The following is a 23752-nucleotide window of genomic DNA, read 5'->3' as shown; positions in this document are numbered from 1 at the left end:
AAAGTTTTGCTTGAGCTAACGAGGAATACCGGTGGATCGCTCTCAGTTAATCAACAGTGCCCGTAGCAACCTGGTCGGTCTAGGCCGGGGTAACCTGGGTGTGCCGCTGTTGCTGCTGGTGATGCTGGCAATGATGATGTTGCCGATCCCGCCGTTTTTGCTCGACGTGTTCTTCACCTTCAACATCGCCTTGTCGATCGTGGTCCTGCTGGTCTGCGTCTACGCCCTGCGCCCGCTGGATTTCGCCGCGTTTCCGACCATCCTGCTGGTGGCGACGCTATTGCGCCTGGCGCTCAACGTCGCCTCCACGCGGGTGGTGATGCTCCACGGTCACGATGGCCACGAGGCCGCCGGTAAGGTGATCCAGGCCTTCGGCGAGGTGGTGATCGGCGGTAACTACGTGGTCGGTATCGTGGTCTTCGCGATCCTGATGATCATCAACTTCGTGGTGGTGACCAAGGGCGCCGGGCGTATTTCCGAGGTGAGCGCGCGCTTCACCCTCGACGCCATGCCCGGCAAGCAGATGGCCATTGACGCCGACCTCAACGCCGGCCTGATCGACCAGGCCCAGGCCAAGGCACGCCGTGCCGAAGTGGCGGGGGAGGCCGAGTTCTACGGTTCGATGGACGGTGCCAGCAAGTTTGTTCGCGGTGACGCCATCGCCGGCCTGCTGATCCTGTTCATCAACCTGATCGGCGGCATGGCCGTCGGCATGTTCCAGCACAACATGACCTTTGCCGATGCCGGCAAGGTCTACGCCCTGTTGACCATCGGTGACGGTTTGGTGGCGCAGCTGCCATCGTTGTTGCTGTCCACGGCGGCCGCGATCATGGTCACCCGCGCCTCGGGCTCCGAGGACATGGGCAAGCAGATCAACCGGCAGATGTTCGACTCGCCCAAGGCCCTGGCGGTCTCCGCCGGCCTGATGATCGTCATGGGCCTGGTGCCGGGGATGCCGCACATTGCCTTCCTGAGTCTCGGCCTGCTGGCCGCTGGTGGTGCTTATCTGGTGTGGCGCAAGCAGAACCAGGTCAAGCTCAAGGCCCTGGAAGAGGTGCAGCGCCAGCAGGACCTGCTGCCATCGCCGCAGCGCGCCATGGAAACCAAGGAGCTGGGCTGGGATGACGTCACCCCGATCGACATGATCGGCCTTGAGGTCGGTTACCGGCTGATTCCGCTGGTGGATCGCAACCAGGGCGGCCAGTTGCTGGCGCGGATCAAGGGCGTGCGCAAGAAGCTGTCCCAGGATCTGGGCTTTCTCATGCCTACGGTGCACATTCGCGACAACCTCGACCTGGCGCCTAGTGCCTACCGCCTGACCCTGATGGGGGTGATCCTGGCTGAGGCGGAGATCTACCCGGACCGGGAGCTGGCGATCAACCCTGGGCAGGTGTTCGGTACCCTCAGCGGCATTGCCGCCCGCGACCCGGCCTTTGGCCTGGAGGCGGTGTGGGTCGACGTCAACCAGCGCAGCCAGGCACAATCGCTGGGCTACACCGTGGTGGATGCCAGTACCGTGGTTGCGACCCACCTCAACCAGATCCTGCACAAGCATTGCCACGAGCTGATCGGCCACGAAGAAGTGCAGCAACTGTTGCAGGTGCTGGCCAAGGCCTCGCCCAAGCTTGCCGAGGAGCTGGTGCCGGGCGTCATTTCCTTGTCGGGGCTGCTCAAGGTCCTGCAGGCGTTGCTCGCCGAACAGGTTCCGGTGCGTGATATTCGCAGCATTGCCGAGGCTATCGCCAACAACCCGGCCAAGAGTCAAGATACCGCCGCGCTGGTGGCGGTGGTGCGCGTCGGATTGTGTCGCGCCATCGTGCAAAGCATTGTCGGCGTTGAGTCCGAGCTGCCTGTGATCACCCTTGAGCCAAGATTGGAACAGATTTTGCTCAATAGTTTGCAAAGGGCTGGGCAAGGCCAGGAAGACGGTGTTCTTCTTGAGCCGAGCATGGCCGAAAAGCTTCAGCGTTCGTTGATCGAAGCCGCCCAGCGTCAGGAGATGCAAGGGCAGCCGGCGATCCTCCTGGTCGCAGGACCGGTACGAGCCATGCTGTCGCGCTTCGGTCGCCTGGCTGTACCGAATTTGCATGTTTTGGCGTATCAGGAAATACCTGACAACAAGCAAGTTACCATCGTCGCCACAGTGGGCCCGAACGGCTGAGGTAGTGGGTTATGCAAGTTAAGCGTTTTTTCGCCGCCGATATGCGTCAGGCCATGAAGCTGGTTCGCGATGAGCTGGGGGCCGAGGCCGCCATCATCGGTAATCGCCGGATTGCTGGTGGTGTCGAGCTGACGGCTGCGCTGGACTACAAGCTGTCCGCCCTGGCGCCGCGGGTGCCGAATGTCGAGCTCGAAGACGAGCTGCGCAAGACCCAGTCGCGCATCGTCACCGCGCAGGCCGAACTGAGCAGCCGCAGCGACAGCGAAGACGCCAACCGCCAGCTGTTTGCCGGCCTGCCGCTGACTGCCTCCGAGCCGCTGGTCGATCCGCAGGTCGAAGCGCCGGTGACGACTGCTGCGCCGGCCGCCGCACCCATTGATCCGCGCCTGTTCGACTCGATGCGCTCGGAACTGTCGGGGCTGCGTGAGCTGCTCGAAGTCCAGCTCGGCTCGCTGGCCTGGAGCCAGTTGCAGGGCAACAAGCCGCAGCAGGCCAACCTCTGGCGCCGCCTGCAGCGCATCGGCCTGTCTGGTCCGATTGCCCGTGAGCTGCTTGACCTGACCACCGAGATCGAAGAGCCACGCCATGCCTGGCGCATGCTCCTGGCGCATCTTGCGCGCATGATTCAGGTGCCGGAAATCGAACCGATTGAAGAAGGCGGTGTCATTGCCATGGTCGGTCCGGCAGGCATGGGCAAGACCACCACCCTGGCCAAGCTCGCCGCGCGCTACGTGCTCAAGTACGGCGCACAGAACCTGGCCCTGGTGAGCATGGACAGCTTCCGTATCGGCGCCCAGGAGCAGCTCAAGACCCTGGGGCGGATCCTCAACGTGTCGGTTACTCACGTTGACCCGGGCCAGTCGTTGGCCCAGGCCCTCGACCCGCTGCTGCGCAAGCGCGTGGTGCTGATCGATACCGCCGGCCTGCAGGCCAGCGACCCGGCGCTGCGCATGCAACTGGAAACCCTTGCCGGGCGCGGGATTCAGGCCAAGAATTACCTGGTGCTGGCAACCACCAGCCAGAAGCAGGTGCTCACCGCCGCCTATCACAGCTACAAACGTTGTGGTCTGGCCGGTTGCATCCTGACCAAGCTAGATGAAACCGCCAGCCTCGGCGAGGTGTTGAGCCTGGCAATCAGTCACGAACTGCCGGTGGCCTATCTTACCGATGGCCCGCGCATTCCTGACGACCTGCATCTGCCGCGCCGGCACCAGTTGGTCAGCCGCGCAGTGAGCGTGCAGGTGCAGGACGAGCCCAGCGAAGAGGCCATGGCCGACATGTTCGCTGATCTCTACCACAGCTCCGGCAAACGCGTGGGCTGAGGTGAACTTGAATACGTTGCAAAGTACCTACATCAATGGTCTGCCAGGCATTTTTCAGGTGTTGAAAGCGCAGCCCAGTCATGTGGCCTCGGTCTAAGTAAGACAAGGTAAAGAACAAACATGGGTAGCATGCATCCCGTACAGGTGATCGCCGTGACCGGCGGCAAAGGTGGCGTTGGCAAGACTAACGTGTCAGTGAACCTGTCATTGGCGCTGGCTGAGCTTGGCCGTCGGGTCATGCTGCTGGACGCCGATCTGGGCCTGGCCAACGTTGACGTGCTGCTGGGCCTGACGCCCAAGCGCACCCTCGCCGACGTCATCGAGGGCCGTTGCGAGCTGCGCGATGTGCTGCTGCAAGGCCCCGGTGGTGTGCGCATCGTGCCGGCGGCCTCGGGCACGCAAAGCATGGTGCACCTGGCCCCGGCCCAGCACGCCGGCCTGATCCAGGCTTTCAGCGAGATCGGCGACAACCTCGATGTGCTGGTGATCGACACCGCTGCGGGTATCGGTGACTCGGTAGTCAGTTTTGTCCGCGCCGCCCAGGAAGTGCTGCTGGTGGTGTGCGACGAGCCCACCTCGATCACCGACGCCTACGCGCTGATCAAGTTGCTCAACCGCGATTACGGCATGAACCGCTTCCGCGTCCTGGCGAACATGGCCCAGAGCCCTCAGGAAGGGCGCAACCTGTTCGCCAAGTTGACCAAGGTCACTGATCGCTTCCTCGATGTCGCCTTACAATACGTCGGTGCGGTGCCTTACGACGAATGTGTGCGCAAGGCGGTGCAGAAGCAGCGAGCGGTCTATGAAGCCTTTCCGCGTTCCAAGTGCGCGCTGGCATTCAAGGCCATTGCCCAGAAGGTCGATACCTGGCCGCTGCCTGCCAACCCACGGGGTCACCTGGAGTTTTTTGTCGAGCGCCTGGTGCAACCGACGAGCGCGGGTCCGGTGCTATGAACGCCAGCGGTTATCGGATGTACAGCAAAGCCTCGCGTGATGCCCAGTACGAGTTGATCGAACGTTACGCGCCGCTGGTCAAGCGCATCGCCTACCACTTGCTGGCGCGTTTGCCGGCCAGTGTGCAGGTGGAGGACCTGATCCAGGCCGGAATGATCGGCCTGCTCGAAGTCTCCAACAAGTACGACGCGAGCAAGGGTGCAAGCTTCGAGACCTATGCCGGTATCCGCATCCGCGGCGCCATGCTCGATGAAGTGCGCAAGGGCGACTGGGCGCCGCGTTCGGTACACCGCAATACCCGCATGGTCAGTGACGCGATTCGAGCAATTGAAGCAAAAACCGGCCGTGACGCTAAAGATCACGAGGTTGCTGCCGAACTTCAATTGAGTCTCGATGATTATTACGGGATTTTGAATGACACCCTGGGCAGCCGCCTGTTCAGTTTCGACGACCTGCTGCAGGACGGCGAACATGAAGGGCTGCACGAGGACGGTGCCAGTGCCCAGCTCGAGCCTTCGCGCGATCTGGAAGACGAGCGTTTTCAGGCAGCCTTGGCCGATGCCATCGCCAACCTGCCGGAACGCGAGCGTCTGGTCCTGGCGCTGTACTACGACGAAGAACTCAACCTCAAGGAGATCGGTGAGGTCCTGGGGGTGAGTGAGTCGCGTGTCAGCCAGTTGCACAGCCAGTGCGCGGCACGTTTGCGTGGTCGCCTGGGGGAATGGCGGGCGCGTTGAACACCGGTTCGATGCAGTCGTGAAATGTAATGCCGAATTGATTGAATGCGCGTTCCGCGCTGAACGCGTTAAAGACTGCTTGGAGGTCTAATTGAACAAAGACATGAAAATCCTCATCGTGGACGACTTTTCGACGATGCGGCGGATCATCAAGAACCTGTTGCGTGATCTGGGCTTTACCAACACCCAGGAAGCCGACGATGGCAACACCGCGCTGCCAATGCTTGAAAGCGGTCATTTCGACTTTTTGGTGACCGACTGGAACATGCCCGGCATGTCCGGTATCGACCTGCTGCGCAAAGTGCGTGCCGACGAGCGCCTGAAACACCTGCCGGTGCTGATGGTGACTGCCGAAGCCAAGCGCGAGCAGATCATCGAAGCTGCCCAGGCCGGGGTCAACGGCTACGTGGTCAAGCCATTTACCGCCCAGGTGCTGAAAGAAAAGATCGAAAAGATCTTCGAGCGCGTCAATAGCTGAGGTACGCCACGGGGGCGCTATGGAGCAAACACAATCATCCTTGGGCGAGTTTGAGTCGACACTCAAGAAACACGCCAAGGAACTGGTCGACAGCCTGGAACGAGGCAAGTTCGGCGATGCGGTGCAACTGATCCATCAGCTGAACCAGACCCGTGACCTAGGCCTGTACCAGGAAGTCGGCAAACTCACCCGCGAGTTGCACAGCGCGATCGTCAGCTTCCAGATCGACCCGCACATGCCGCAGGCCGAGGAAGTGTCGCAGATTACCGATGCCACCGAACGCCTGTCCTACGTGGTCAAGCTGACCGAGGGCGCGGCCAACCGCACCATGGACCTGGTCGAAGCCAGCACGCCGGTACTCAATGAATTGAGCGACGAGGCCAAGGCGTTGAGCGTCGACTGGCAGCGTTTCATGCGCCGCGAAGTGGCGGCACCGGAATTCCGTGAGCTGGCCAAGCGTGTCGACAGTTTCCTGACACGCAGCGAGGAGGGCAGCCGCAAGGTCGCCGGGCACCTCAATGACATCCTTCTGGCTCAGGACTACCAAGACCTGACCGGCCAGGTGATCAAGCGCGTCACGACGCTGGTTACCGAAGTAGAAAGCAATCTGCTCAAGCTCGTGCTGATGGCAAGCCAGGTCGACCGCTTTGCCGGTATCGAACATGACCACCAGCAGCTGCGCGCTGAAAAAGATCAAGAAAAACATCCGACTCGGGGTGAAGGTCCGCAGATTCATGCCGATAAGCGTGAAGACGTCGTGTCCGGTCAGGACGATGTCGACGATCTGCTGTCCAGTCTGGGTTTTTAGGGAGCACGTTTAATGAGCTTCGGCGCCGATGAAGAAATCCTTCAGGATTTCCTGGTAGAAGCCGGCGAAATTCTTGAGCAACTGTCCGAGCAACTGGTCGAGCTGGAAAGCCGTCCGGATGATGCCGATTTGCTCAATGCAATTTTTCGCGGTTTTCACACTGTAAAAGGGGGCGCCGGCTTCCTCCAGCTCAACGAGCTGGTGGAGTGCTGCCATATCGCCGAAAACGTGTTCGACATCCTGCGCAAGGGTGCCCGGCGCGTTGATGCCGAACTGATGGACGTGGTCCTGGAAGCCCTGGACACGGTCAACAGCATGTTCGGCCAGGTGCGCGAGCGCACCGATATCACCCCGGCCACCCCTGAGCTGCTGGCGGCGCTGTCGCGCCTGGCCGAGCCTGCCGGGGAAGACGAGGTTGCTGCACCTGAACCGGAGGTGGTTGAAGCGCCAGCGGCCGAGGCCGAAGCGGATATCACCGATACCGAATTCGAACAGCTGCTCGATTCGCTCAATGCGGTCAAGGCCGAAGCCGAGGCCCAGGTGACCGAGCCGGCCAGTGACGAAATCACCGACGCCGAGTTCGAGTCGCTGCTCGACCAGTTGCACGGCAAGGGCCAGTTCGCCGCCGACAGCCTCGGTGCCGCAGCTGAAGCGCCCGTTGCAGCCGCCGCAGGCGGTGACGCCAGTGGTGACATCACCGACGATGAGTTCGAAGCACTGCTCGATCAGTTGCACGGCAAGGGTAACTTTGCCGTCGATGCACTGCCGGGCGCTGCGAGTGCACCTGCCGAGGCCGTTGCGCCTGCTGCAGGCGGCGATCATATCTCCGAGCACGAGTTCGAAGCGCTGCTCGACGAGCTGCACGGCAAGGGCAAGTTCGTCCCGGATGCCGTTGTCACTGCAGCGCCTGCCGCCACCGCAGCGCCAGCCAAAGCTGCGGTCAAGCCTGCGCCGGCACCTGCCGCCAAGGCCGCTGCTCCTGCCGCCGCGCCCGCCCCGGCGGCAAAGGCTGCGGCTGCGGCGCCTGCGCGCCAGGCCGCACCGGCTGCCGAGAAGCACCCGGCCAGCGAAACCGAGACCACCGTACGGGTCGATACCGCACGTCTCGACGAGATCATGAACATGGTCGGCGAGCTGGTGCTGGTACGTAACCGCCTGGTGCGCCTGGGCCTGAACAGTGGCGATGAGGCCATGTCCAAGGCTGTGTCGAACCTCGACGTGGTGACGGCCGACCTGCAGACCGCGGTGATGAAAACCCGCATGCAGCCGATCAAGAAGGTCTTCGGGCGCTTCCCGCGCCTGGTTCGCGACCTGGCCCGGCAGCTGAAGAAAGAAATCAACCTGGAGCTGGTCGGTGAAGAGACCGACCTCGACAAGAACCTGGTCGAAGCCCTGGCCGACCCGCTGGTGCACTTGGTGCGCAACGCCGTCGACCATGGTGTCGAGACCCCGGAGGAGCGCGAGGCCTCGGGCAAGTCCCGTGGCGGCAAGGTGGTGCTCTCGGCCGAACAGGAAGGCGACCATATCCTGCTGTCGATCTCCGATGACGGCAAGGGCATGGACGCCGACGTGTTGCGCGCCATCGCGGTCAAGCGCGGAGTGATGGACAAGGACGCGGCCGATCGCCTGAGCGAGACCGAGTGCTACAACCTGATCTTCGCCCCGGGCTTCTCGACCAAGACCGAGATTTCCGATGTGTCCGGGCGTGGCGTGGGCATGGACGTGGTGAAAACCAAGATTTCCCAGCTCAACGGCTCGATCAATATTTACTCGACCAAGGGCCTGGGCTCGAAGATCGTCATCAAGGTGCCACTGACCCTGGCGATCATGCCGACCCTGATGGTCATGCTTGGCAACCAGGCGTTCGCCTTCCCGCTGGTCAACGTCAACGAGATTTTCCACCTCGACCTGTCGCGCACCAACGTGGTCGACGGCCAGGAAGTGGTGATCGTGCGTGACAAGGCCTTGCCGCTGTTCTACCTCAAGCGCTGGCTGGTCAGCTCCGCCGCTCATGAAGAGCAGCGCGAAGGCCATGTGGTGATCCTTTCGGTCGGTACCCAGCGGATCGGCTTCGTCGTCGATCAACTGGTAGGCCAGGAAGAAGTGGTCATCAAGCCGCTGGGCAAGATGCTCCAGGGCACCCCGGGCATGTCGGGCGCCACCATCACCGGTGACGGGCGCATTGCGCTGATCCTCGACGTACCGAGCATGCTCAAGCGTTACGCCGCCCGGCGTATTTGATTCTGGTGGCGCGGCGTTACGCCGCGCCCCCTAATGGAGTGTTTATGGCAGTCAAGGTCCTGGTGGTGGATGATTCCGGTTTCTTCCGCCGCCGTGTCTCGGAAATTCTTTCAGCGGACCCGACTATCCAGGTCGTCGGTACCGCGACCAACGGCAAGGAAGCGATCGACCAAGCGCTGTCGCTCAAGCCCGATGTCATCACCATGGACTACGAAATGCCCATGATGGATGGCATCACCGCCGTGCGTCACATCATGCAGCGTTGCCCGACCCCGGTGCTGATGTTCTCCTCGCTGACTCACGAAGGCGCGCGCGTCACCCTCGATGCCCTGGATGCCGGTGCGGTCGATTACCTGCCGAAGAACTTCGAAGACATCTCGCGCAACCCGGAGAAGGTCAAGCAGTTGCTGTGCGAAAAGGTCCATACCATTTCCCGTAGCAACCGTCGTTTCAGTGCCTACGCAAGCCCGGCGCCAACCCCGGCTCCGGCGCCGGCCGCGCAGCCAAGCGTCAGCAGCCTGGGCAGCACGCCCGCGCCGCGCGCCGCAGCCCCGGTACGTACCAGCGCAGCGGCAGCCAGCACGTCGCCTGCGCCCAAGCGCAAGCCGTACAAGCTGGTCGCCATCGGCACTTCCACCGGCGGCCCGGTTGCCCTGCAGCGGGTCCTGACCCAGTTGCCGGCCAACTTTCCGGCGCCGATCGTGCTGATCCAGCACATGCCGGCGGCGTTCACCAAGGCTTTTGCCGAGCGCCTCGACAAACTGTGCAAGATCAGCGTCAAGGAAGCCGAAGACGGCGACATGCTGCGCCCGGGCCTGGCCCTGCTGGCCCCTGGCGGCAAGCAGATGATGGTCGACGGCCGCGGCACGGTGAAGATCCTGCCGGGCGATGAGCGCCTGAACTACAAGCCGTGCGTGGACATCACTTTCGGCTCGGCGGCCAAGTCCTATGGCGACAAGGTGCTCTCGGTGGTGCTCACCGGCATGGGCGCCGACGGTCGGGAAGGCGCACGCCTGCTCAAGCAGGGCGGGAGCACGGTGTGGGCCCAGGATGAAGCCAGCTGCGTGATCTACGGCATGCCCATGGCCATCGTCAAAGCCAACCTGGCCGACGCCGTCTACGGCCTGGACGAGATCGGCAAGCACCTGGTCGAGGCCTGCGTCTGATGGATGTCTTGAGCCTTATCGGGATCATCCTGGCGTTTGTCGCCATCGTCGGCGGCAACTACCTCGAGGGCGGTCACCTGTCGGCGCTGCTCAATGGCCCGGCGGCGCTGATCGTAATTGGCGGTACCCTGGCGGCAGCTTTGCTGCAGTCGCCCATGAGCGCCTTCAAGCGCGCGCTGCAGATCGTGCGCTGGATCCTCTTCCCGCCACGGATCGACCTGGCCGGCGGTATCGACCGGGTAGTCAACTGGTCGCTGACCGCGCGCAAGGAAGGTCTGCTGGGCCTTGAAGGGGTCGCCGATGCCGAGCCGGACCCGTATGCGCGCAAAGGTCTGCAGTTGCTGGTCGACGGCGCCGAACCCGAAGCCATCCGCAGCATCCTCGAGGTGGATTTCTACACCCAGGAAAGCCGTGATGTGCAGGCCGCCAAGGTGTTCGAGAGCATGGGCGGCTATGCGCCGACCATCGGTATCATCGGTGCGGTGATGGGCTTGATCCACGTGATGGGCAACCTGGCCGATCCGTCGCAATTGGGTAGCGGCATTGCCGTGGCGTTCGTCGCCACGATCTATGGCGTGGCCAGTGCCAACCTGATCCTGCTGCCGATCGCCAACAAGCTCAAAGCCCTGGCCCTGCGTCAATCGCGCTACCGGGAAATGCTCCTGGAAGGTTTGCTGTCGATCGCCGAGGGCGAAAACCCGCGCTCGATCGAGCTGAAGCTTCAGGGCTTCATGGAGTAACACATGGCGCGCCGTCGACAACCCGAAGAGCATGAAAACCACGAACGCTGGCTGGTGTCCTACGCCGACTTCATCACCTTGCTGTTCGCCTTCTTCGTGGTCATGTATTCGATCTCCTCGATCAACGAGGGCAAGTACAAGGTCATTTCCCAGGCCCTGATCGGCGTGTTCAACGACCCCGAGCGGAGCATGAAGCCGATCCCCATCGGCGACGAGCGCCCGCTCAGCGTCAAGCCGGCCGAGCCGTTGATCAAGGACAGTGAACAGGTCGACGCAGGCCTGGCACAAACCAGCAGCGACCCGTTGAAGACCATCACCGATGACGTACGCGACGCCTTCGGCGACCTGATCAAGTCCGACCAGATGACCGTGCGCGGCAACGAGCTGTGGGTCGAGATCGAACTCAATTCCTCGCTGTTGTTCGGCAGCGGCGACGCCATGCCTAGCGATGTGGCGTTCAACATCATCGAGAAGGTGGCCAATATCCTCAGGCCGTTCGCCAACCCGGTGCATGTCGAAGGCTTTACCGATGACCTGCCGATCCGCACGGCGCAGTACCCGACCAACTGGGAGCTGTCGTCGGCGCGGGCGGCGAGCATCGTCCGCCTGTTGGCGATGGAAGGAGTGAATCCGGCGCGCATGGCCTCGGTCGGCTATGGCGAGTTTCAGCCGATCGCCGGCAATGACACCGCTGAAGGTCGCGCGCGCAACCGACGGGTGGTGCTGGTGATCTCGCGCAACCTGGAAGTACGCCGCAGCCTGACCGGTACTGGCAGCGCCAATGCCACTCCGGATGCGGCCATGAAGCGGGCTGGCACACAAACTGCACCGGCTGCGGTAGCACCGACGGTGGGCGACAAACGCGTCAATTCCCCGTCACCGACCCTATAACCGATCCCGGCAGGGCAGGCTGCCGTACCGGGAGGAAGCAACGCAATGAGAGTCTGGGCAGTAGCCAATCAAAAAGGTGGAGTCGGCAAGACCACCACGTCCATCGCCCTGGCCGGCCTGCTGGCCGAGGCGGGCAAGCGCGTGGTTGTCGTCGACCTCGACCCGCACGGGTCGATGACCAGCTATTTCGGGCATAACCCCGATGCGCTGGAGCACAGCTGCTACGACCTGTTCCTGCACAAGGGCACGGTGCCCGAAGGCTTGCCCGGGCAGTTGCTGCTGCCGACCAGCGACGAGAAGATCTCGCTGTTGCCCTCGAGTACCGCCCTGGCCGTGCTCGAGCGCCAGTCGCCGGGCCAGAGTGGCCTGGGCCTGGTGATCGCCAAGTCTCTGGCGCAGCTGTGGCAGGATTTCGACTACGCCATCATCGACAGCCCGCCGTTGCTCGGCGTGCTGATGGTCAATGCCCTGGCGGCCAGCCAGCAGCTGGTGATCCCGGTGCAGACCGAGTACCTGGCGGTCAAGGGCCTGGAGCGCATGGTCAGCACCCTGGCGATGGTCAACCGCTCGCGCAAGCAGGCCTTGCCCTATCACATCGTGCCGACCCTGTTCGACCGCCGCACCCAGGCCTCCATGGGCACCTTGCGGGTGCTGCGCGACGCTTACCCCGAACATATCTGGCAAGGCTATATCCCGGTCGACACGCGCCTGCGTGATGCCAGCCGGGCCGGGCAGACGCCCTCGCAATTCGACGGCAAGAGCCGCGGCGTGGTGGCTTACCGGGCCTTGCTCAAGCACCTGCTGACGCAGAACCTTGCCTTGCAGGTGGCCTGATGAATCGCCCTCAACAGCTTGCCAGCCGGCCACAAATGGCCCTGCAGAGCTACCTCGATGGCTTGCTGCAGGAGGCCACCGAAGAACTCGATGAGGCAGTGCCGGTATCGGTCGAGCCGGACGAGTTCCAGGCGGCGGTACGTGAAGAGCAGGCCCGTGATGCCCAGGTCGCAGCCCAGGCGGTCGTGACGCCTGCGCCACTGCCGTTTGCCGAGCCGCCACGGTCGGTGTTGCCGCTGACCTTGCCGCCGGTGGTCGAGCCCGTGGTCGAAGTGCCTGAGCCTGAGCCTGAGCCTGCGGTCGAGGTCGCCCAGGTTGCGCCGATCGAGCCACTGGTGGATGTGCACCTGCCGCCGGCACCGAATCAACCGGTACCGCCGGCCACGATCGACGGCCGTCCGGCCTGGGCCGCCGAGCCGTTCGAATGCCTGTTGTTCGACGTCGCGGGGCTGACCCTGGCGGTACCGCTGGTGTGCCTTGGCTCGATCTACTCGTTGGCGGGCCACGAATTGACACCGTTGTTCGGCCAGCCTGACTGGTTCCTCGGCATCCTGCCGAGCCAGAGCGGCAACCTCAAGGTCCTGGACACCGCCCGCTGGGTCATGCCCGATCGTTACCGGGATGATTTTCGCCAGGGCTTGCAGTACGTGATTTCGGTCCAGGGCTACGAATGGGGCCTGGCGGTGCATCAGGTCAGCCGTTCGCTGCGCCTGGACCCCAACGAAATCAAATGGCGCAGCCAGCGTGGCCAGCGGCCTTGGCTGGCTGGCACCGTTATCGAACACATGTGCGCGTTGCTCGACGTCGCCGAACTGGCCGAGTTGATCGCCAGCGGTGCGGTCAAGCAGCTGCACAGCACTCATAAATAATCGGCCGCATCTGCCGCGACCGCACTGAGCACTCCGCCGATGGCGGATTTTGAGGGATAGGGGAATGAAAAAATCGTCTGCACAAGGTTCCGAAGATCCGATCCTGCAGTGGGTGACCTTCAAGCTGGACAACGAGTCCTACGGCATCAACGTGATGCAGGTGCAGGAAGTCCTGCGCTACACCGAGATCGCCCCGGTCCCGGGTGCCCCTAGCTACGTGCTGGGCATCATCAACCTGCGCGGTAACGTGGTCACCGTGATCGACACCCGCCAGCGCTTCGGCCTGCTGTCGAGCGAGATCACCGACAATACCCGTATTGTCATCATCGAGGCCGACAAGCAAGTGGTCGGCATCCTGGTCGACAGCGTCGCTGAAGTGGTTTACCTGCGTCAGTCGGAAATCGAGACCGCGCCGAATGTCGGCAACGAGGAATCGGCCAAGTTCATCCAGGGCGTGTGCAACAAGAACAACGAACTGCTGATCCTGGTCGAGCTGGACAAGATGATGACCGAGGAAGAGTGGTCCGAGCTGGAGAACATCTGAGTTGATCCTCGAGGTTGCAGTCATATTTCTGGCGCTGCTGTGGGCGGTCAGCCTGTGGTTCTTCCTGAACTACAGCAAGCGCCAGCGTGAGCTGGCCGCGCAACAGGCCCAGGGCGATGCTGTGCGTGACCAGCGCATCAAGGACCTGGGCAAACGCCTGGACGACTACCAGAACGGCAGCGTGCGCATGGGTGAAGCCCTGCACGAGCTGCGGGCGGTGGTTGCGCCCTTGCCGGACAAGCTCCTGCAACTGGAACAGCGTGACCCCAACAGCCTGTCGTTCGCGCAAGCGGCGCGGCTGGTGGGCATGGGTGCCAGCGTTGATGAACTGACCCAGTCCTGCGGTTTGACCCAGGCTGAGGCGGAGTTGATGAGCAAGTTGCACCGCAGCTGAAATCAATCGCGGCCTGTGGGAGCCGGCCTTGCCGGCGATCGACCGCGCAGCGGTCGTGATCCAGTCACTGCCTGGTGTGCTGGCTATACCGGCCTCATCGCTGGCAAGCCAGCTCCCACAGGTTTTGCACAATCCCTTCAAGTCTTCCCATACAAGCGGGCTTGCCCCGCGATGCTTTCAGGTACCCGGCAATCTCAGATCGGTGGGGGTGATATCGCGCTCCTGCGGCCCTTCATCGACAAACCCCACCGGCACCTTGCCCTTGAGCTGCCAGGCAAAGGCGATGATTTCGGCGATGGTCAGGTACAGGGCCTCGGGAATCTGATCGCCCAGTTCCATGCGCGCCAGCAGGCGCACCAGTTCGGCATTTTCATAGATCGGCACTTCGCGCTCGCGGGCAATCGCCAGGATTGCCTCGGCCAGCTCGTCGTCGCCCTTGGCGCTAAGGGTCGGGGCCTGCTGGCCGTCGTAGGTCAGGGCAATGGCCTGGCGTGGAGTCTTATCAATCATGCCTGTTCATCCACCCATCTTTGTTCCAGGTGCGTGCGCGGCCCCTGGGGCGGTGTGCCGTGATGGCAGTGCAGTTCGGTGACGTTCAGGCCCCGCGCCAGCAGGCGTTCGCGCAGGTGGCCGAGATGGCTTTCGATCAATTGTGCGGTGCTCGGCAGTTCGGCCCAGAGCTGGCTGGACAGGCTGCCCTGGCTGATCTGCGCCTGTACCTGCAGCGGCCCCAGCGGATGCAGGTCGAAGGACAGCTCGATGCGCCAGAGCATTTCCAGCGGGTCGCGGCGTTCGCGCTCCGGGTCGCCTTGCTGCTCGGGGGTTTCTTCGCGCTGCAGTTTCATCTGTAGCGGCATGAAGTCCTGGCCGGTGCGCAGCGGGATCTCCAGTTGCCAGGTGGTCTGCAGGTTGCCATCGGCGGTGGTGCCGGTCTGTTCCAGGCTTGCCAGCTGATGGCTTTGCAGGCGCGATATGGCCGCCGCGGCCAGGCGCAGCAAATGCTCAAGGTCGCCTTCGCCGTCCTGGCTCTGCAACAAGCGCGAGGGCAGGGGAAAGCCACCGGGATGTGGCCGCGGGCTGACCTGGCCGAGCATGCCCAGGGCATTGCGGACCATGCCGGGCATGACCTGGGCCAGGGTGCTGGCGGCGGCAGCCGGGTTGAATGTGGCGTTGCCGGGGAGCCCCGGCAGCAGTTGCGCCACCAGGCGCACCACTTGGGCTTTAAGGTCGGGTGCAAGCGCAGCGGGCAGCCCGGCCAGCAGCTTGGCCTCAAGAAACACGCCGCTGTTGCTCAAGGCCTGTGCCAGGCCCTTGGGGTCGCTGAGCTGGCGGATGTCCGGCAGGCTGGCCAGCAGCTTGTCTACCGTGGCGCGCACTTCGCCCGTTTGGCTATTGTCGTTGCGCAATTGTTGCAGGGTCGCGAGCAAGCCTTGCAGGGACGCCTGGCGGCTCTGCTGGGTGCTTAGCTGCTGGGTAATCGCCAGTTGCTCCTGGCGCCCGCTGAGCGGTACGAAGCTCAGCGATTGATCACTTTGCACCCGAGCGCTGAGCAGGCTGCCCACCGGCAGCGGGCGCGGGCTGTCGATGGCCAGGGTGGCGCCGGCCTGAGGGCCGCCGAGCAAGGTCACCAGCGAGCGGAACTGGGCCAGTTGACCAGGGTTCTGAGGGAGCGCCTGGCTGGTCACGACCTTGCCTTGCAGCAGGGTGCCAACAGGCAGTTCGCGGGTGTCGATGCGGGTCAGGGTGGCCACGCTGCTGGCGATGGCCTGCTGCACGGTGATGGTCAGGTTGGCACTGCTGCTCTGGCTCACCGCCAGTTGGCTGCCCTGGGCCAGGGGCAGGGTGCTGCTGGCCTGGATGTTGGTCTGCTTGCCGTTGTCCTGGGTCAGCTTGAGCAGCATCTGGAAGTCCTGGCCGACCTGGCGCAGGGCCAACACCTCGGCCTTGGCGGTTTCGCCCGGAGCCAGCAAGGCCTGTTGCGGTTGCAGCAGGCGCAGCAGCTCACCGGTCATCGCCGAGCGCAGCTGCGGGTTGGCCGGAATCTGTGCAGCAAGGTTGTTGATTTCGCCTGTCATCCGCTCGCAACCTGTTGAAATAGCCCTCTTTGCAGTAGGACATCACATGTATAATGCCGCCCGATCTTTGGCGATCAGCGCGGCCGGGCCACATCGTCGTTGCCAGTATAACGGCAAGGCCGGGACCGACTTGAGACAGGCATCCCAAGCATAAGGCGAAACCGTGACCCCTCATCTCCAAGCCGTGGGCCTGGCCTGCGAGCGCGACTGGCGAATGCTCTTCGAAAACCTCGAATTGCACCTGGGCGCAGGCGACATGCTGCAGATCAGCGGCCCCAACGGCAGCGGCAAAACCAGCCTGCTGCGCTTGATGGCCGGCCTCATGAGCCCGACCGCCGGGCAGATTCTCCTCAGCGGCAAGCCTTTGGCTGAACAACGCAACGAACTGGCGCGCATCCTCTTGTGGATCGGCCACGCGGCCGGCATCAAGGATGTCCTCAGCCCCGAAGAGAACCTCGCCTGGCTCTGCGCCCTGCATCGCCCGGCCGCGCCGGCGGCAATCCGCACGGCCCTGGAAGCGGTCGGCCTACGCGGTTTCGAAGACGTCCCCTGCCATACCCTGTCGGCCGGCCAGCAACGCCGCGTGGCCCTGGCCCGACTGTACCTGGACAGCCCGCCGCTGTGGATTCTCGACGAACCCTTCACTGCCCTCGACAAGCAGGGCGTGGCCCAGCTCGAAGCGCACCTGGCCGCCCATTGCGAGCAGGGCGGCATGGTTGTGCTGACCACCCACCACACGCTGGAACGCAAGCCGTCCGGTTACCGTGAACTGAACCTGGGGCAGTGGGCCGCATGAGTGTGTTTGTACTGTTGTTGCGTCGTGAAGCGCGTCTGCTGTGCCGACGTCCGGCCGAGCTTGCCAATCCGTTGGTGTTCTTCGCCATCGTCGTCGCCCTGTTCCCGTTGGCGGTCGGTCCGGAGACTCAATTGTTGCAAACCTTGTCTCCGGGACTGGTCTGGGTCGCCGCGCTTTTATCGGTTCTGCTCTCGCTGGACGGGCTTTTCCGCAGTGATTTCGAGGACGGGTCGCTGGAGCAGTGGGTCCTTTCGTCGCACCCCCTGCCTCTTCTGGTGCTGGCGAAAGTACTGGCACACTGGGCCTTTTCCGGCCTGGCACTGGTATTGTTGGCACCCTTGCTGGCACTGATGCTAGGTTTGCCTGCGGCGTGCCTGCCGGTACTGCTGGCATCGCTTTTGCTCGGTACCCCGGTACTGAGCCTGTTGGGCGCTGTGGGTGCAGCCCTGACAGTCGGCTTGAAACGTGGCGGCCTGCTGCTGGCGCTACTTATTTTGCCGTTATATATCCCGGTATTGATCCTGGGCAGTGGCGCCTTGCAGGCGGCATTGCAAGCTATGCCGGCGACCGGTTATCTGCTCTGGCTTGGCAGCCTGACCGCCCTGGCAGTAACTCTGGCACCCTTTGCAATAGCGGCTGGCCTGAAGATCAGCGTCGGCGAATAATGAGGTCTGGGCCCTGCCCAGCAAAGACCCTGGATGTACCGTGATGAAAAGCAGCGCAATCAGCTGGACGTGGTTTCACAAACTGGGTTCACCCAAATGGTTCTATTCCATCAGCGGGCGGATGCTGCCGTGGCTGGCGATTGCCGCCATCCTGCTGATCGGCATCGGCGTGGTCTGGGGCCTGGCCTTCGCGCCCCAGGACTACCAGCAAGGTAACAGCTTCAGGATCATCTACATCCACGTGCCGGCGGCGATGCTCGCCCAGTCCTGCTATGTGATGCTGGCGGTCGCCGGAGTGGTGGGCCTGGTGTGGAAGATGAAGATCGCCGACGTCGCCCTGCAGTGCGCGGCGCCCATCGGTGCCTGGATGACCGCCGTGGCGCTGGTCACCGGCGCCATCTGGGGCAAGCCGACCTGGGGCAGCTGGTGGGTCTGGGATGCACGACTGACGTCGATGCTGATCCTGCTTTTTCTGTACTTCGGTCTCATTGCCCTGAGCCATGCAATCAGCAATCGTGAGAGCGCGGCCAAGGCCTGCGCGGTGCTGGCCATCGTCGGGGTGATCAACATCCCGATCATCAAGTATTCGGTGGAGTGGTGGAACACCCTGCACCAGGGCGCCACCTTCACCCTCACCGAAAAACCGGCGATGCCTGCCGAGATGTGGCTGCCGCTGCTGCTGACGGTACTGGGCTTCTACTGCTTCTTCGGCGCCGTGCTGTTGCTGCGCATGCGCCTTGAAGTGCTCAAGCGCGAGGCGCGCGCCAGCTGGGTCAAGGAGGAGGTATTGAACAGCCTGGGTCGGGAGATGGCACGATGAGCTTTACCTCCTTCAGTGATTTTCTCGCCATGGGCCATCACGGCCTGTACGTCTGGTCGGCCTACGGCATCTGCCTGCTGGTGCTGGCCTTCAACGTCGCCGCGCCCGTGCGCGCCAAGCGCCGTTACCTGCAAGAACAGGCGCGCCGTCTGCGCCGGGAGAACAAACCGTGAATCCGCAGCGTAAAAAGCGTCTGTTCATCATCCTCGGCCTGCTGGCCGGGATTGGCATCGCCGTGGGCCTGGCCCTGAGCGCCCTGCAGCAGAACATCAACCTGTTCTATACCCCGACCCAGATCGCCAATGGCGAAGCGCCGCTGGACACCCGCATCCGCGCTGGCGGCATGGTCGAGAAAGGCTCGCTGCAACGCTCCGGTGACTCGCTGGACGTGCGCTTTGTGGTCACCGACTTCAGCAAGTCGGTGCCTATCACCTACCGCGGCATCCTCCCGGACCTGTTCCGCGAAGGGCAGGGTATCGTCGCCCTGGGCAAGCTCAATGCCGAAGGCGTGGTGGTGGCCGATGAAGTGCTGGCCAAGCACGACGAGAAATACATGCCGCCGGAAGTCACCAAAGCCCTCAAGGAAAGCGGCCAGGCCGCCACCGATGCTGGAGCCAAGCCATGAATGCGGCACTGATCATTCCTGAACTGGGCCAGCTGGCGATGATCCTGGCGATCTGTTTCGCTTGCGTCCAGGCCACCATCCCGCTGCTCGGCGCCTGGCGCGGCGACAGCCTGTGGATGAGCCTGGCGCGCCCGGCAGCCTGGGGCCAGTTCGCCTTTTTGGCGTTCGCCTTCGCCTGCCTGACCCACGCCTTCATGACCGACAACTTCTCGGTCGCCTATGTCGCCAACAACTCCAACAGTGCCTTGCCCTGGTACTTCAAGTTCAGCGCCGTGTGGGGCGCCCACGAAGGCTCGCTGCTGCTCTGGGCGATGATCCTCGGCGGCTGGACCTTTGCCGTGTCGATCTTCTCCCGGCAATTGCCGCAGGTGATGCTGGCGCGGGTGCTGGCAGTGATGGGCATGATCAGCGTCGGCTTCCTGTCGTTCCTGATCATCACCTCCAACCCGTTCAAACGCCTGCTGCCGCAGGTGCCAAGCGACGGCGCCGACCTCAACCCGCTGCTCCAGGACATTGGCCTGATCGTCCATCCGCCGATGCTGTACATGGGCTACGTGGGCTTTTCGGTAGCCTTTGCCTTCGCCATTGCCGCCTTGCTCGGCGGCCGCCTGGACGCCGCCTGGGCCCGCTGGTCGCGGCCGTGGACCATCGTCGCCTGGGCCTTCCTGGGTATCGGTATCACCCTCGGTTCCTGGTGGGCTTACTACGAGTTGGGCTGGGGTGGTTGGTGGTTCTGGGACCCGGTCGAAAACGCCTCGTTCATGCCCTGGCTGGTGGGCACCGCGCTGATTCACTCGCTGGCGGTCACCGAGAAACGCGGCGTGTTCAAAAGCTGGACGGTATTGCTGGCGATCGCCGCGTTCTCCCTGAGCCTGCTGGGGACCTTCCTGGTCCGTTCCGGGGTACTGACCTCGGTGCATGCCTTCGCCTCCGACCCCGAGCGCGGCATCTTCATCCTGATTTTCCTGTTGTTCGTGGTCGGTGGTTCGCTGACCCTGTTTGCCCTGCGTGCACCGGTGGTCAAGAGCCAGGTCGGCTTTGCCCTGTGGTCGCGGGAAACCCTGCTGCTGGCCAACAACCTGGTGCTGGTGGTGGCGGCTTCGATGATCCTCCTGGGCACCCTGTACCCGTTGATCCTCGACGCCCTGACCGGTGCCAAGCTGTCGGTCGGCCCGCCGTACTTCGATGCACTGTTCATTCCGTTGATGGCAGTGCTGATGGTGGTGATGGCGGTGGGCGTGATCGTGCGCTGGAAAGACACCCCGAGCCAATGGCTGCTGGGCATGCTCACCCCGGTGCTGATCGCCAGCGCCGTGCTGGCGCCGATCGGCGGCTTTCTGGTCGACGATTTCGACTGGCAGGTGCTGACCACCTTCGCCCTGGCCGCGTGGGTCATCCTCGCCGGTGCCCGCGACATCCTCGACAAGACCCGCCACAAAGGCCTGTTCAAGGGCCTGCGCGGCCTGAGCCGCAGCTACTGGGGCATGCAGGTGGCGCACCTGGGCCTGGCGGTGTGCGCCCTGGGCGTGGTGCTGTCGAGCAACAACAGCGCCGAACGCGACCTGCGCCTGGCACCGGGCGAGTCGGTGGAACTGGCCGGCTACCAGTTCATCTTCGAAGGCGCCAAGCACTTCGAAGGGCCGAACTTCACTTCCGACAAGGGCACCGTGCGAGTGGTCGAGAATGGCCGCGAGATCAGCGTCCTGCACCCGGAAAAACGCCTGTACACCGTGCAGCAGTCGATGATGACAGAAGCCGGTATCGATGCCGGTTTCACCCGTGACCTCTATGTTGCCCTCGGTGAGCCACTGGATAACGGCGCCTGGGCGGTGCGGGTGCACGTCAAGCCGTTCGTGCGCTGGATCTGGCTGGGTGGTTTGCTGACCGGCCTGGGCGGCTTGCTGGCAGCACTGGATGGTCGTTATCGCGTCAAGGTGAAAACCCGCGTGCGTGAGGCACTGGGCATGTCTGGAGCAACTGCATGAAGCGTTGGATCATGGTGCTGCCGCTGGCGGTGTTTCTGCTGGTGGCGGTGTTTCTCTATCGCGGCCTGTTCCTCGACCCGAGCGAACTGCCCTCGGCGATGATCGGCAAGCCGTTCCCGGCCTTTGCCCTGGCGTCGGTAGACGGCAAACCGCTGACCGAGGCCGACCTGCTCGGCAAGCCGGCGCTGGTCAACGTCTGGGCCACCTGGTGCCCGTCGTGCAAGATCGAGCATCCGTACCTGAACAAGCTGGCCGAGCAGGGCGTGGTGATCCACGGGGTCAACTACAAGGACGACAACGCCGCCGCACTGAAATGGCTGGCCGAGTTCCACAACCCGTACCAGCTGGATATCCGTGACGAGCAGGGTAGCCTGGGCCTGGACCTGGGGGTGTACGGCGCGCCGGAAACCTTCCTGATCGACGCCAAGGGCATCATCCGCTACAAGCACGTAGGCGTGGTCGACGCCACCGTCTGGCGCGAGCAACTGGCGCCGCAGTACCAGAGCCTGGTCGATGAGGCCAAGCCATGAAGCGCTGGCTGGCAGCCGCCGTACTCGGCCTGAGCCTGGCCGGGGTGACCCAGGCGGCAATCGACACCTACCAGTTTGCCGATGAGGCGGAACGCGAGCGTTATCACGAGTTGACCAAGGAACTGCGCTGCCCCAAGTGCCAGAACCAGGACATCGCCGACTCCAATGCGCCGATCGCCGCCGACCTGCGTCGGGAGATCTTCCGCATGCTCGGCGAAGGCAAGAGCAACCAGCAGATCGTCGATTTCATGGTTGATCGCTACGGTGACTTCGTCCGCTACAAGCCCGCCCTGAGTGCTCGTACCTGGCTGCTGTGGTTCGGCCCGGGCGTGTTGCTGCTGGGCGGCTTTACCGTGCTTGCGCTGATTGTGCGCAAGCGCCGTGGCCAGGCAGCTGCAGGCAGCGCCGACCTTTCCCCCGAGGAGCGTGAGCGCCTCGCCAAATTGCTGGACAAAGAACAGACCCATGACTGATTTCTGGCTTGCTGCAGGCCTGCTGTTGCTGGTGGCCCTGAGCTTTTTGCTGATCCCGGTGTTGCGCAGCCGTCGTGCGCAACAGGAAGAAGACCGCACCGCCCTCAACGTTGCCCTGTACCAGGAACGCGTTGCCGAGCTGGCTGCCCAGCAGGCCGCCGGGGTGCTCGATGCCGAGCAGTTCGGCAAAGGCCGCGATGAGGCCGCGCGCGAGCTGCTGGCCGATACCGAGGGCGTCGAACCGCAGCGCCTGGGTCGCCTGGGCAAACCCTTGCCGCTGCTGGCGGCGGTGCTGGTGCCGTTGATGGGCCTGGGCCTGTACCTGCATTTCGGTGCCAGCGAGCAGGTCGAGCTGACCCAGCAATTTGCCAAGGCGCCGCAGTCCATGGAAGAAATGACCCGCCGCCTGGAGCTGGCGGTGCAGGCCCAGCCGGACTCGGCCGAAGGCCTGTACTTCCTCGGTCGTGCCTACATGGCCCAGGAGCGTCCTGCCGATGCCGCCAAGGTCTTCGAGCGCGCCGTGGCGGTTGCCGGGCGTGAACCGGAGCTGCTCGGACAGTGGGCCCAGGCGTTGTACTTTGCCAACAACAAGCAGTGGAACGCCCAGACCCAGGCCCTGACCGACGAAGCGCTCAAGGCCGACTCGAACGAAGTCACCAGCCTCGGCCTGCTCGGCATCGCTGCGTTTGAGTCCGAGCACTACCAGCAAGCCATCGACTACTGGAACCGCCTGCTGGTACAACTGCCTGAAGGCGACGCCTCGCGGGCAGCGTTGCAGGGCGGTATCGAACGCGCCAGCGAAAAGCTCAAGGCTGGCGAGGGCAAGGCCGCACCGGCAGTTGCCGAGCAGGGCACGGCACGCCTGAAGGTACGGGTGGAACTGGCAGCGGCGCTCAAGGACAAGGTCAAGCCTGACGACACCGTGTTCATCTTCGCCCGTGCAAGTTCCGGCCCGCCGATGCCGCTGGCGGCCAAGCGGGTTACCGTGGCGCAGTTGCCGATCGAAGTGGAGTTGAGCGACAGCGATGCGATGATGCCGAACATGAAACTGTCGAGCTTCCCTGAAGTCCAACTGGTTGCGCGCATCTCTCGCGCTGGCCAGCCGACCCAGGGCGAATGGGTTGGCAAGGGTGCTCCGCTGGCCAGCAGCACTACCGCCGCGCAACACCTGACCATCGACAGCCCGGACCAGTAAGAGACCGACTATGAACAGCATCGCACGCCTGACCCTTCTCTCCCTGGTTGTGGGCTTGAGTGCATGTACCGTTCATCAGCCCTCCGAACCCACCGCGCCGCCGATCGAGACCCTGCCGCCTGGTCCGAGCACCAAGCCTGCGCCCAAGCCGGGCGCGGTGCCGAGCAAACCGGCCGTCACCCCGGTGCCCAAGCCGGTACAGCGCACCTCACCGAGCTTTGCACCACCGCCCGGTGGTGCCAGCCACTGGGACCCGCGCCTGGGTGTGTACGTGCTCGACGGCAAGCCCAACACCTTCTACCGCCAGCGCACCTATTACCGCTGGAACAACGGCTGGAGCTGGTCGACCAACCTCAACGGTCCCTGGCAGGAAACCGACAGCAGTGGCGTGCCGGGCGGTCTGGGTCGGGCTTTCGCCCAGTAGCCTGAAGTCCGCATAATGCCCCCTC

The 23752-nt window shown here is 63.5% G+C and carries 26 protein-coding genes; 24 read left to right on the top strand and 2 right to left on the bottom strand.

Going from position 1 to position 23752, the window contains the following annotated elements:
- The first annotated feature begins 31 nt into the window (after positions 1 to 31).
- The 14 genes from flhA to JV241A_RS16695 all read left to right on the top strand — a co-directional run bounded on the left by flhA (position 32) and on the right by JV241A_RS16695 (position 14139).
- Entirely contained in the window at positions 32 to 2161 is a 2130-nt protein-coding gene (gene flhA, locus JV241A_RS16760; protein WP_115088068.1) for a flagellar biosynthesis protein FlhA, read from the top strand.
- An 11-nt stretch (positions 2162 to 2172) separates the two neighbouring features.
- The gene (gene flhF / locus JV241A_RS16755; protein ID WP_134063580.1) at positions 2173 to 3483 is read left to right on the top strand and encodes a flagellar biosynthesis protein FlhF; all 1311 of its coding nucleotides are present in this window, start codon (positions 2173 to 2175) and stop codon (positions 3481 to 3483) included.
- Positions 3484 to 3603: 120 nt separating this feature from the next.
- Positions 3604 to 4437, top strand: a complete 834-nt coding sequence (fleN, locus tag JV241A_RS16750; protein WP_038613333.1) for a flagellar synthesis regulator FleN — start codon at positions 3604 to 3606, stop codon at positions 4435 to 4437.
- On the top strand, positions 4434 to 5174 hold the full coding sequence (gene fliA / locus JV241A_RS16745) for an RNA polymerase sigma factor FliA (RefSeq protein WP_115088066.1): 741 nt from the start codon (positions 4434 to 4436) through the stop codon (positions 5172 to 5174). Before fleN ends, fliA begins: the two co-directional genes overlap by 4 nt.
- 103 nt (positions 5175 to 5277) lie before the next feature.
- A complete protein-coding gene (locus tag JV241A_RS16740) occupies positions 5278 to 5652 on the top strand; it encodes a chemotaxis response regulator CheY (protein WP_036990294.1) in 375 nt (124 codons plus the stop codon).
- 19 nt (positions 5653 to 5671) lie between these two features.
- Entirely contained in the window at positions 5672 to 6460 is a 789-nt protein-coding gene (locus JV241A_RS16735; protein WP_010225027.1) for a protein phosphatase CheZ, read from the top strand.
- A gap of 12 nt (positions 6461 to 6472) precedes the next feature.
- Positions 6473 to 8701 carry a chemotaxis protein CheA gene (locus tag JV241A_RS16730; protein WP_134063578.1) on the top strand — a complete coding sequence of 743 codons (2229 nt, stop codon included), beginning with the start codon at positions 6473 to 6475 and terminating at the stop codon, positions 8699 to 8701.
- Positions 8702 to 8745: 44 nt separating this feature from the next.
- Positions 8746 to 9867 carry a chemotaxis response regulator protein-glutamate methylesterase gene (locus JV241A_RS16725; protein ID WP_115088064.1) on the top strand — a complete coding sequence of 374 codons (1122 nt, stop codon included), beginning with the start codon at positions 8746 to 8748 and terminating at the stop codon, positions 9865 to 9867.
- On the top strand, positions 9867 to 10607 hold the full coding sequence (locus JV241A_RS16720) for a flagellar motor protein (protein WP_115088063.1): 741 nt from the start codon (positions 9867 to 9869) through the stop codon (positions 10605 to 10607). Before JV241A_RS16725 ends, JV241A_RS16720 begins: the two co-directional genes overlap by 1 nt.
- A gap of 3 nt (positions 10608 to 10610) precedes the next feature.
- Entirely contained in the window at positions 10611 to 11498 is an 888-nt protein-coding gene (gene motD, locus JV241A_RS16715; protein WP_115088062.1) for a flagellar motor protein MotD, read from the top strand.
- Positions 11499 to 11543: 45 nt separating this feature from the next.
- Positions 11544 to 12332 carry a ParA family protein gene (locus JV241A_RS16710; RefSeq protein WP_010225035.1) on the top strand — a complete coding sequence of 263 codons (789 nt, stop codon included), beginning with the start codon at positions 11544 to 11546 and terminating at the stop codon, positions 12330 to 12332.
- Positions 12332 to 13201 (top strand): CheW domain-containing protein, encoded by an 870-nt coding sequence (locus JV241A_RS16705; RefSeq protein WP_115088061.1) that lies wholly within the window; start codon positions 12332 to 12334, stop codon positions 13199 to 13201. Before JV241A_RS16710 ends, JV241A_RS16705 begins: the two co-directional genes overlap by 1 nt.
- 64 nt (positions 13202 to 13265) lie before the next feature.
- Complete coding sequence (locus JV241A_RS16700; RefSeq protein ID WP_010225041.1) at positions 13266 to 13745, top strand: chemotaxis protein CheW; 480 nt, start codon at positions 13266 to 13268, stop codon at positions 13743 to 13745.
- Position 13746: 1 nt separating this feature from the next.
- The gene (locus tag JV241A_RS16695; RefSeq protein WP_010225042.1) at positions 13747 to 14139 is read left to right on the top strand and encodes a DUF2802 domain-containing protein; all 393 of its coding nucleotides are present in this window, start codon (positions 13747 to 13749) and stop codon (positions 14137 to 14139) included.
- Between the two features lie 177 nt (positions 14140 to 14316).
- On the opposite strand, the gene JV241A_RS16690 is transcribed toward JV241A_RS16695, so the two are convergent.
- Together JV241A_RS16690 and JV241A_RS16685 are read right to left on the bottom strand one after the other, a co-directional pair.
- The gene (locus JV241A_RS16690) at positions 14317 to 14649 is read right to left on the bottom strand and encodes an EscU/YscU/HrcU family type III secretion system export apparatus switch protein (RefSeq protein ID WP_134063576.1); all 333 of its coding nucleotides are present in this window, start codon (positions 14647 to 14649) and stop codon (positions 14317 to 14319) included.
- Entirely contained in the window at positions 14646 to 16214 is a 1569-nt protein-coding gene (locus JV241A_RS16685) for a flagellar hook-length control protein FliK (RefSeq protein ID WP_134063574.1), read from the bottom strand. Before JV241A_RS16685 ends, JV241A_RS16690 begins: the two co-directional genes overlap by 4 nt.
- Positions 16215 to 16377: 163 nt before the next feature.
- Between JV241A_RS16685 and ccmA the strand changes: the two genes are divergently transcribed.
- From ccmA to JV241A_RS16635, 10 genes are read left to right on the top strand one after another with little or no spacing between them, the layout of a single operon-like run.
- Entirely contained in the window at positions 16378 to 17010 is a 633-nt protein-coding gene (ccmA, locus tag JV241A_RS16680) for a cytochrome c biogenesis heme-transporting ATPase CcmA (protein WP_115088058.1), read from the top strand.
- Positions 17007 to 17675: a heme exporter protein CcmB gene (ccmB, locus tag JV241A_RS16675; protein ID WP_026001415.1), complete on the top strand. Its 669-nt coding sequence runs from the start codon at positions 17007 to 17009 to the stop codon at positions 17673 to 17675. Before ccmA ends, ccmB begins: the two co-directional genes overlap by 4 nt.
- Positions 17676 to 17718: 43 nt before the next feature.
- The gene (locus tag JV241A_RS16670; RefSeq protein ID WP_038996353.1) at positions 17719 to 18495 is read left to right on the top strand and encodes a heme ABC transporter permease; all 777 of its coding nucleotides are present in this window, start codon (positions 17719 to 17721) and stop codon (positions 18493 to 18495) included.
- A complete protein-coding gene (gene ccmD / locus JV241A_RS16665) occupies positions 18492 to 18668 on the top strand; it encodes a heme exporter protein CcmD (protein ID WP_115088057.1) in 177 nt (58 codons plus the stop codon). Before JV241A_RS16670 ends, ccmD begins: the two co-directional genes overlap by 4 nt.
- On the top strand, positions 18665 to 19120 hold the full coding sequence (gene ccmE, locus JV241A_RS16660) for a cytochrome c maturation protein CcmE (RefSeq protein WP_115088056.1): 456 nt from the start codon (positions 18665 to 18667) through the stop codon (positions 19118 to 19120). Before ccmD ends, ccmE begins: the two co-directional genes overlap by 4 nt.
- Before the next feature lie 11 nt (positions 19121 to 19131).
- Positions 19132 to 21105, top strand: a complete 1974-nt coding sequence (locus JV241A_RS16655; RefSeq protein WP_177414889.1) for a heme lyase CcmF/NrfE family subunit — start codon at positions 19132 to 19134, stop codon at positions 21103 to 21105.
- A complete protein-coding gene (locus JV241A_RS16650; protein ID WP_115088054.1) occupies positions 21102 to 21635 on the top strand; it encodes a DsbE family thiol:disulfide interchange protein in 534 nt (177 codons plus the stop codon). The genes JV241A_RS16655 and JV241A_RS16650 overlap by 4 nt, the downstream gene beginning before the upstream one ends.
- Positions 21632 to 22108 carry a cytochrome c-type biogenesis protein gene (locus JV241A_RS16645; protein WP_115088053.1) on the top strand — a complete coding sequence of 159 codons (477 nt, stop codon included), beginning with the start codon at positions 21632 to 21634 and terminating at the stop codon, positions 22106 to 22108. The genes JV241A_RS16650 and JV241A_RS16645 overlap by 4 nt, the downstream gene beginning before the upstream one ends.
- Positions 22101 to 23303 carry a c-type cytochrome biogenesis protein CcmI gene (ccmI, locus tag JV241A_RS16640; protein WP_134063572.1) on the top strand — a complete coding sequence of 401 codons (1203 nt, stop codon included), beginning with the start codon at positions 22101 to 22103 and terminating at the stop codon, positions 23301 to 23303. Before JV241A_RS16645 ends, ccmI begins: the two co-directional genes overlap by 8 nt.
- 10 nt (positions 23304 to 23313) lie before the next feature.
- Positions 23314 to 23727: a hypothetical protein gene (locus JV241A_RS16635; RefSeq protein WP_010225056.1), complete on the top strand. Its 414-nt coding sequence runs from the start codon at positions 23314 to 23316 to the stop codon at positions 23725 to 23727.
- The last annotated feature ends 25 nt before the right edge of the window (positions 23728 to 23752 follow it).

It is taken from the genome of Pseudomonas sp. JV241A, assembly GCF_900275665.1.
Taxonomy (GTDB): Bacteria; Pseudomonadota; Gammaproteobacteria; order Pseudomonadales; family Pseudomonadaceae; genus Aquipseudomonas; species Aquipseudomonas wadenswilerensis.
This window is presented reverse-complemented; position numbering and strand designations above follow the sequence as displayed.

What these genes read in the sequence shown, in the direction of transcription:
- flhF (WP_134063580.1), top strand. Translation starts at nt 2,173, where the DNA reads ATGCAAGTTAAGCGTTTTTTCGCCGCCGATATGCGTCAGGCCATGAAG.
- fleN (WP_038613333.1), top strand. Translation starts at nt 3,604, where the DNA reads ATGGGTAGCATGCATCCCGTACAGGTGATCGCCGTGACCGGCGGCAAA.
- fliA (WP_115088066.1), top strand. Translation starts at nt 4,434, where the DNA reads ATGAACGCCAGCGGTTATCGGATGTACAGCAAAGCCTCGCGTGATGCC.
- JV241A_RS16740 (WP_036990294.1), top strand. Translation starts at nt 5,278, where the DNA reads ATGAAAATCCTCATCGTGGACGACTTTTCGACGATGCGGCGGATCATC.
- JV241A_RS16735 (WP_010225027.1), top strand. Translation starts at nt 5,672, where the DNA reads ATGGAGCAAACACAATCATCCTTGGGCGAGTTTGAGTCGACACTCAAG.
- JV241A_RS16730 (WP_134063578.1), top strand. Translation starts at nt 6,473, where the DNA reads ATGAGCTTCGGCGCCGATGAAGAAATCCTTCAGGATTTCCTGGTAGAA.
- JV241A_RS16725 (WP_115088064.1), top strand. Translation starts at nt 8,746, where the DNA reads ATGGCAGTCAAGGTCCTGGTGGTGGATGATTCCGGTTTCTTCCGCCGC.
- JV241A_RS16720 (WP_115088063.1), top strand. Translation starts at nt 9,867, where the DNA reads ATGGATGTCTTGAGCCTTATCGGGATCATCCTGGCGTTTGTCGCCATC.
- motD (WP_115088062.1), top strand. Translation starts at nt 10,611, where the DNA reads ATGGCGCGCCGTCGACAACCCGAAGAGCATGAAAACCACGAACGCTGG.
- JV241A_RS16710 (WP_010225035.1), top strand. Translation starts at nt 11,544, where the DNA reads ATGAGAGTCTGGGCAGTAGCCAATCAAAAAGGTGGAGTCGGCAAGACC.
- JV241A_RS16705 (WP_115088061.1), top strand. Translation starts at nt 12,332, where the DNA reads ATGAATCGCCCTCAACAGCTTGCCAGCCGGCCACAAATGGCCCTGCAG.
- JV241A_RS16700 (WP_010225041.1), top strand. Translation starts at nt 13,266, where the DNA reads ATGAAAAAATCGTCTGCACAAGGTTCCGAAGATCCGATCCTGCAGTGG.
- JV241A_RS16690 (WP_134063576.1), bottom strand. Translation starts at nt 14,649, where the DNA reads ATGATTGATAAGACTCCACGCCAGGCCATTGCCCTGACCTACGACGGC.
- JV241A_RS16685 (WP_134063574.1), bottom strand. Translation starts at nt 16,214, where the DNA reads ATGACAGGCGAAATCAACAACCTTGCTGCACAGATTCCGGCCAACCCG.
- ccmB (WP_026001415.1), top strand. Translation starts at nt 17,007, where the DNA reads ATGAGTGTGTTTGTACTGTTGTTGCGTCGTGAAGCGCGTCTGCTGTGC.
- JV241A_RS16670 (WP_038996353.1), top strand. Translation starts at nt 17,719, where the DNA reads ATGAAAAGCAGCGCAATCAGCTGGACGTGGTTTCACAAACTGGGTTCA.
- ccmD (WP_115088057.1), top strand. Translation starts at nt 18,492, where the DNA reads ATGAGCTTTACCTCCTTCAGTGATTTTCTCGCCATGGGCCATCACGGC.
- JV241A_RS16650 (WP_115088054.1), top strand. Translation starts at nt 21,102, where the DNA reads ATGAAGCGTTGGATCATGGTGCTGCCGCTGGCGGTGTTTCTGCTGGTG.
- JV241A_RS16645 (WP_115088053.1), top strand. Translation starts at nt 21,632, where the DNA reads ATGAAGCGCTGGCTGGCAGCCGCCGTACTCGGCCTGAGCCTGGCCGGG.
- ccmI (WP_134063572.1), top strand. Translation starts at nt 22,101, where the DNA reads ATGACTGATTTCTGGCTTGCTGCAGGCCTGCTGTTGCTGGTGGCCCTG.
- JV241A_RS16635 (WP_010225056.1), top strand. Translation starts at nt 23,314, where the DNA reads ATGAACAGCATCGCACGCCTGACCCTTCTCTCCCTGGTTGTGGGCTTG.